Here is a 4,173-nt window from a genome sequence, read left to right on the forward strand (position 1 = left end):
CTGGCTAACGGCGCGGCGGCTACCGGACGGAAAGTGACGATCTTCTTCACTTTCTGGGGACTGAATGCCATTAAGAAAGAACGTAAGCCCCACGTACGGAAAGACTTCTGGGGGCGGATGTTCGGATGGATGCTTCCGGCCGATTCACGGAAACTCGGACTTTCAAAAATGAATATGGGAGGAATCGGTGCCCGGATGATGCGTTTCCTGATGAAAGAAAAGAGGATTGACTCGCTGGAAACGCTCCGTCAACAGGCCATTGACAACGGAGTGGAATTCATTGCCTGCCAGATGTCGATGGACGTAATGGGAATCAAACGTGAAGAATTGCTTGATTCCGTGAGTGTCGGTGGGGTGGCCACCTACATGGAGCGCGCCGAACAGGCCAATGTCAACTTGTTTATTTGATTGTATGGAGAAAATTACTTGTATATGTGTGATGAGAGAGCTTTTCCAGGCTCTCTCTTTACTGGAATCCCGTTTGTTGGAAAGCCACGGCATTTCGTTGAACGAGGCGGTGGTCCTGTGTAGTGTCGGCACGGAAACCGTGACGGCAAGCACCATTGTGAGCCGCACCGGAATGACTCCTTCGCATGCTTCGAAGGTGATCCGCATGGCCGAAGAAAAGGGCATGCTTGAACGTACACCGGGGACAAAGGACAAGCGCCAGATGTATTTTGTTCTTACCGGCAAGGCAAAGACCTGTCTGGCCGGTATTCGTGAGCAGGGAGTGGAAATTCCGGAGATGCTTGCTCCTCTGTTTCGGGAACATCAGGTTTGAGAAAGGAGACAAAGGATATGGCTAAACATAAATTCCAGTTGGAAGTGCCCGGCGGAGCAGACCGGGTATTGCTTCATACCTGTTGCGCACCCTGTTCGTCGGCCATCATCGAATGTCTGATGCAACACGGAGTTCGCCCTACCATCTATTATTGCAATCCCAACATTTATCCGCGGGAAGAATACCTCATCCGCAAGGACGAGTGTACCCGTTATGCCCTTTCCCTGGGGCTGGAGATTGTGGATGCCGATTACAACCATGAAGCCTGGCTGGAAGCCATGCGGGGGCTGGAGCAGGAACCCGAACGCGGAGGCCGGTGTCTGAAATGTTTCCGCCTGCGTCTGCTCGATACGGCCCGTTATGCCCATGAACACGGCTTCTCGCTCATTACTACCACACTGGCTTCTTCGCGCTGGAAAAGCCTTGACCAGATCAATGAAGCCGGACGATATGCCGTGTCCGTCTATCCTGATGTCATCTGGTGGGACCAGAACTGGCGGAAGGGCGGACTGAGCGAGCGTCGCCTGGCCATTATCCGCGAATACGGCTTCTACAACCAGCAATATTGCGGATGTGAGTTCAGCATGCGGGCTTCTCAGGCTCGATAGGAACCGTATTCTCCTTGTAGGCGGCAAATCCTTTTACTTTGACCCGCTCTTTTTTCTCTTCTTCGCTTCCGGTGGCCGAGCCCAGCTGGTTCAGGTTATCCTTGATGGCATTGTGCGTATCGAAGAAATAGTCGAGCAACATCTTCATGTGCTCCTCCAGTTCTCCTTCGTTGGGCGAGAAGAAAGTATGGCAACGCGAGTGCAGACCGATGGTCTTTTCGTCTTCGTCCACCATGTAGACGGTTGTAACGAGTGAGTTGACATTCACCGCATTGATCACTTCCTTCAGGACGGGGAGCGCCTCATTGTCCACATTGATGGAGCCCCACCACGGGTTCCAGATCATGATGAAGCGGTTTTCTTCCTCGGCGGCGATGTAGAAGTCATCTCCCTGGTATTTGAAGGTCACGTGTCCTTCCTCATTGATTTCGGGCTGGCATCCTATTTTTTTCAGGACACTGATCACCAGTTTCTGGGTGGAAATATTGTCCAGCTCGTCGCGTGTCATCCGTTCGATGTGATCCAGCCGTTTGCGGCGTTCGTGCATGAATCGCATGAGAAACAGGACTATGGGCCACAGGGCCAGAGCTATGACGGCAATCAGAATGGTAACGTCGGTAATGTTGTTCATGGCAGATTTGATTTTGGTTCTGCTTATAAAGTTAGGAAAATAAACGATAGATGTAACATCTCTCATTAGTTATTAGACTTTTTTAAAGGTCGCAGGAGCAGTAAAACGACATTCTTTTTGTTTTATATACGAAACAATAAAAAACTGGACTTATGAGAGGTATGATTGTAATAATGCTGATGGCTTTGTCCGTAGTGGCAGGGCAGGCACAGGAAACCCGGGAACTGACCCGGCAGGAAAAGAAAGAAATGCAGGCACGTCTGGACAGCTTGCTCTATGTGGAGGCAGAAGAGGCGGTCAATGCCCGTGCCTTTACGCTGGAAGCCGACAAGGTGATGTTCAAGTATGGCGAAACGGCCTACGTTACGTCGACCACGAACTTTGTTTCCGTGAAAGGCGACGATGCGGTGGTGCAGGTAGCTTTCAATGTGCCGGTAAGCGGTCCTAACGGACTGGGAGGAGTCACCGTCGACGGTTCTGTATCCAGCTATGAAGTGGAGAAAGACAAGCGCGGCAACCTGCTTCTGACGATGAACGTGATGGGTACCGGTATTTCGGCCCGTGTGGATATTACGCTTTACAAGGGAAGCAACGAGGCATCGGTGACCATAACACCCAACTTCAACTTAAACCGGATGACGTTGAGCGGACAGATTGTACCGATAGAGAAAAGTAAAGTATTTAAAGGACGTTCCATCTGACGGAGGTCACCTGAGTGACAATTTCCGTACCGGGTACGAACCTGTTAATGATAAGGAGAAAGAAGTATGAAAAAAATGTTATTCCTGGCTTGCATGGCGCTTACTCTGGCTGCCTGCGAGAAAGATCCGGACATGAACCAGCTGGATGCAGATCTGGTGGTCTATACGGATCATGACAATAATGCCGCTTTCGACGGCTATAAGACCTATTTCCTTCCGGACAGTATTCTGGAGGCGGGAGGATACAAAGCATCCTACTGGAAGGATGAGAACGCGAAAGCCCTCGTCGATGCGGTGGCCCAGCAGATGGATAGCCGCGGCTATACCCGTCTGACAGATCCGGAGAAGAAAGATCAGGCCGATGTGGGCGTGCAGCTCTCATACGTGGCACAGACGAATCATGTGGTTTCCTATCCCAGTTATGGCGGATGGTGGGACTATGGATTCTGGGGGCCCTGGTGGGGAGGCTGGTATTATCCGTATCCCGTGAGCTATTCTTACGACACTCAGACCATGCTGATTGAAATGGTTGATCTGACGAAAAAGGACACTTCGGAAGTGAAGAAGCAGGACATTCCCGTGGTATGGTATGTCAGCATGTCCGGATTCATGTATGGCAACGGACGCGTCAACCAGCAGTTGTTGCTGGACGGTGTGAACCAGGCCTTTGAGCAGTCACCCTATATACAATCGAACAAATAAAGGAGGAAAACAACATGAAAACGATCTATACATATTTAAAGAGAGTAGTGCTGGCAGGCTGTATGCTTGCCGGAGCTGCTGCTCCAACCTTCGCACAATGGGATTCCAGCAAAGCCCATCTGATAGTAGACTGGCAGATGAATGCTCCGTTCTCGACCGGTTATGCCGACAAGATCAGCGGATGGGGTATGAACTTTGAAGGTCTGTACGACGTGACTCCGCGCTGGTCAGTAGGTGCCTTTGTGATGTACCACACCAACCACCGTTATATCGGCCGTCAGACCCTGCAATTGTCACCGACGGAATCGCTGACCACCGATCAGCAACGTTCGGCTTTCCAGCTTCCTTTCGGTGTGTCAACGGCCTACACCCTGTGTCAGGGCAATTATGTCCGTCCGTATATCGGTGCGAAAGTCGGAGCTGTGTTTGCCCGTAACACCACTTACTTTTCTTCCACAGGCGTGTATGACGAAGCGTGGGGATTCTACGTGTCACCCGAAATCGGCCTGCGGATCTATCCGGTTCCCGGCAAACGCTTCGGGTTCCATGTGGCCGGCTATTACAGCTATGGTACCCAGCACACGAAAACCCTGACCTGCGATATCGAAGGACAAAGCAATGCGGGTTTCCGTGTGGGTGTGATCTTCTGATCACTATGATCTGAATATTTCTGTTAATTGAATATATTTTTCTCGTTTTTCAACAGAGGGGTGGGGGTTGTGAAATTCTCACCCTTCGCCTTTTTGGAGC

At 50.9% G+C, this 4,173-nt stretch carries 7 protein-coding genes; 6 read left to right on the forward strand and 1 reads right to left on the reverse strand.

The genetic code is table 11. The annotated features are described in order from the left end of the window. The 3 genes from BACCOPRO_RS12590 to BACCOPRO_RS12600 form a co-directional block, all read left to right on the forward strand. A partial coding sequence (locus tag BACCOPRO_RS12590; protein ID WP_040311489.1) for a DsrE/DsrF/DrsH-like family protein occupies window positions 1-408 on the forward strand: 408 nt, incomplete at its 5' end. Between the two features lie 4 nt (window positions 409-412). Continuing rightward, on the forward strand, window positions 413-781 hold the full coding sequence (locus tag BACCOPRO_RS12595; RefSeq protein WP_008144243.1) for a MarR family transcriptional regulator: 369 nt from the start codon (window positions 413-415) through the stop codon (window positions 779-781). A gap of 17 nt (window positions 782-798) precedes the next feature. Further along, window positions 799-1,389, forward strand: coding sequence for an epoxyqueuosine reductase QueH (locus BACCOPRO_RS12600; RefSeq protein ID WP_040311490.1), 591 nt, complete (start codon window positions 799-801; stop codon window positions 1,387-1,389). Here BACCOPRO_RS12600 and BACCOPRO_RS12605 read toward each other — a convergent pair. After that, window positions 1,361-2,011 carry a hypothetical protein gene (locus BACCOPRO_RS12605; RefSeq protein ID WP_040311523.1) on the reverse strand — a complete coding sequence of 217 codons (651 nt, stop codon included), beginning with the start codon at window positions 2,009-2,011 and terminating at the stop codon, window positions 1,361-1,363. The two genes, BACCOPRO_RS12600 and BACCOPRO_RS12605, sit on opposite strands and share 29 nt — an antisense overlap. Before the next feature lie 161 nt (window positions 2,012-2,172). Between BACCOPRO_RS12605 and BACCOPRO_RS12610 the strand changes: the two genes are divergently transcribed. The 3 genes from BACCOPRO_RS12610 (at window position 2,173) to BACCOPRO_RS12620 (ending at window position 4,073) form a co-directional block, all read left to right on the forward strand. Beyond that, window positions 2,173-2,721, forward strand: a complete 549-nt coding sequence (locus BACCOPRO_RS12610) for a DUF4251 domain-containing protein (RefSeq protein WP_008144248.1) — start codon at window positions 2,173-2,175, stop codon at window positions 2,719-2,721. 66 nt (window positions 2,722-2,787) lie between these two features. Continuing rightward, entirely contained in the window at window positions 2,788-3,423 is a 636-nt protein-coding gene (locus tag BACCOPRO_RS12615) for a DUF4136 domain-containing protein (RefSeq protein ID WP_008144251.1), read from the forward strand. Window positions 3,424-3,437: 14 nt separating this feature from the next. Continuing rightward, window positions 3,438-4,073, forward strand: coding sequence for an outer membrane beta-barrel protein (locus tag BACCOPRO_RS12620; protein ID WP_008144253.1), 636 nt, complete (start codon window positions 3,438-3,440; stop codon window positions 4,071-4,073). Window positions 4,074-4,173: the final 100 nt, after the last annotated feature.

This window comes from Phocaeicola coprophilus DSM 18228 = JCM 13818, from assembly GCF_000157915.1.
Lineage (GTDB): Bacteria > Bacteroidota > Bacteroidia > Bacteroidales > Bacteroidaceae > Phocaeicola > Phocaeicola coprophilus.

Excerpts from the sequence above, each read along its gene's own strand:
- BACCOPRO_RS12595 (WP_008144243.1), top strand. The coding sequence starts at position 413 with ATGGAGAAAATTACTTGTATATGTGTGATGAGAGAGCTTTTCCAGGCT.
- BACCOPRO_RS12600 (WP_040311490.1), top strand. The coding sequence starts at position 799 with ATGGCTAAACATAAATTCCAGTTGGAAGTGCCCGGCGGAGCAGACCGG.
- BACCOPRO_RS12610 (WP_008144248.1), top strand. The coding sequence starts at position 2,173 with ATGAGAGGTATGATTGTAATAATGCTGATGGCTTTGTCCGTAGTGGCA.
- BACCOPRO_RS12615 (WP_008144251.1), top strand. The coding sequence starts at position 2,788 with ATGAAAAAAATGTTATTCCTGGCTTGCATGGCGCTTACTCTGGCTGCC.
- BACCOPRO_RS12620 (WP_008144253.1), top strand. The coding sequence starts at position 3,438 with ATGAAAACGATCTATACATATTTAAAGAGAGTAGTGCTGGCAGGCTGT.